Consider the following 2,651-nt stretch of genomic DNA (forward strand, 5'->3'; position numbering starts at 1 on the left):
ACATCAACATAACACAGATAAATGATTACAATTATTCTTTTCTTATCTGTGTTTTTCTGCTATTCTCTCCGAAAAACACAGATAAAACACAGATAACTTGCAACAATTAGACACTTCTTATCTGTAAATCCTTGCTATTCTCTACGGAATACATCCTCAAAATACAGATAACTTGTATCGACTAAACTTTTTTATCTGGAAACATATGAAACCGCATTCTTAGTGATACAGAAAGAGCACTAGTGCGCGAGCGGATTGCGTAAGCAATATATTCCTTACCGCGAGCTGCGCATCCCTGCGGAACGTTTTTATTGAATAGGGAATTTCAGAGAAATTTCAATAAGAAAAACCGGTGACCATCCGAAGATAGCCACCGGATTTCTTACCTTCTTTTAAAGAAGTTTATTTCCTGCCCCTCTCTCTCTTTTTTTATAATTCTTTTTTACTCAAATACATAATCAATCTGGCTGGGCTCTCCGCTTCCGATAATTCCGAATGTAGCAGACTGGCCGTTGCCGAGTGTAGAATTCCATGACATAGGAGTAATTACATAGTAATCGCCCTGCTGCTGGATATTTACACACCAGCTCTGAGTAATGTTGATACCGTTCTTCTTGATCTTAAGCTTCCATGTATTAACTGTATTACCTGAACTGTTGGTAACAGTAAAGTTTGTCTGATAACCACCCTGCCATGCGCTTGTATTATGAGTAAGCTTCATGCCTGTCTCAACTACAGGAGGCTCTACAACTTCCTTATAAGGATTTACCTTCCAGGAATCAAGTGTTACAGCACTTCCACCACTCGGAACTACGAAGTAGATATCCTTCTTTCCTGTGATGTTCTTTGAAGCTGTGATCTTAATCTCATGTGTGCTTCCGCTTACAGTTGCATATCCGATGAGATCTCCGGAAGCTGAGCCAACTCTTACCTCAAATCTTGTAGAATTGCTTGCTCCTGCATTTACTACAAATTCTGAAATGCCATCAGAGAATACAACATTCTTTGCAACTGCATATCCGCCTGCACCGATGCTTACAGCCTGCTTGTTAGGTGTAAGTCTTGCATTTGTAAGATCTGTAGCTGTCTCGCCTTCAACTGTGTTGTAAGGATTGATGTCTTCGTAAACAGGAGGATCAACTATTGTTCCTGATGAAGGCATTGCCTGCCATGCATCAAATGTAGCGGCTCCACCCTTTGCCTCGAAGTATACATAATGCTTACCAGTGAGGTCGGAATTAATCTTAACAAGTGTTTCCTTTGTTATATCCATACCAACGTTGATAGATCCGATAGGTTCCTGTGCATCGTCGATGTAGATATTAAGCTTAACCTTAGGCTGATTTGCGCTTGCAAATACCTTGAATCCGGAAATTCCCTTCGAGAAGTCGATGTTCTGTACAAGGATATATCCACCGTCACTGATCACTATCGACTGCTTGTTAGGTGAAAGCATTGCATTTGTAAGATCCTTGGATATTTCAGCTTCAACCTTATTGTAAGGATTGATTGTATCGCCTACAGGAGGTTCTACGATTGTTCCGTCCGCAGGTGTTACCTTCCATGAATCAAATGTTACACTTCCGTCCATAGCAGCTACGAAGTAGATGTCATGTGTTCCTGTAACATTCTTGGATGCTGTTACTGTTATATCTTTTGCATCTGTGCTGACTCTGAAGTTTGCGATGAGGTCACCGTCAACCTTATCAAGTCTTGCTTCAAGTCTGTTTGCTCCGCTTGCTTTTGCATTAACTGTAAATTCCTTAATGCCCTTGGAGAAGTCTACGTTCTTTGCTACTGCATATCCGCCCTTCTGGATGCTTACTGCCTGCTTGTTAGGTGTAACCATAGCACTGCTGAGTTCTGCAGATGTTTCTGCCTCAACTGTGTTGTAAGGATCTACTGTGTCACCTACAGGAGGTGTTACTGTTCCTGACGATGCCATTGCATGCCAGTTATCTACTGTTACAGCGTTGCCCTTTGCTACGAAGTATACATCATGTGTTCCTGTAAGGTCAGATGTCAATTTAGCACCGTTTTCCTTAAAGTCAGTTGATGTGATATTGATTGTTGCAAGAGGATCTCCGCTTACTTTGTCGATATATACTGCTACGGATGTCTTAGGTGAACCTGACTTTGCACTTACAAAGATTCCTGCGATTCCCTTTGAGAAATTCACATTCTTTGCTACCATGTATCCGTCTGCCTGGATTACTACCGACTGCTTATTGGGTGAAACCATAGCACTCTTAAGTTCTGCAGATGCTTCTGCTTCTACTGTGCTGTAAGGATCTACTGTATCACCTACAGGAGGCTCTACGATTGTTCCTGACTTAGCCATTGCATTCCAAGCATCGAATGTAACTGCTCCGCCGGTTGCCTCGAAGTATACATCATGTGTTCCTGAAAGGTCTGATGTAAGCTTAATGCCTGTTCCTGTTGCCATACTTGCGCCGACACTTGCTGTACCGATAGGTGTCTTTGCCTCAAATCCTGTCTGGTCAATGTAAACATTGAGCTTAACTGAAGGCTTTGAAGACTGTGCGTAAATCTGGAATCCGTTAAGTCCCTTTGAGAAATTAACGTTCTTAATTACTATATATCCGCCATCATTAACTACAACAGAAGTCTTGCTTGGAGCAATCATTGCA

1 protein-coding gene is annotated in these 2,651 nt (G+C 41.7%); it reads right to left on the minus strand.

The genetic code is table 11. The features are described from left to right. Positions 1 to 442: 442 nt before the first annotated feature. A partial coding sequence (locus T356_RS0117830) for a carbohydrate-binding protein (protein ID WP_026515680.1) occupies positions 443 to 2,651 on the minus strand: 2,209 nt, incomplete at its 5' end.

Source organism: Butyrivibrio sp. LB2008, from assembly GCF_000621565.1.
Taxonomy (GTDB): Bacteria; Bacillota; Clostridia; order Lachnospirales; family Lachnospiraceae; genus Butyrivibrio.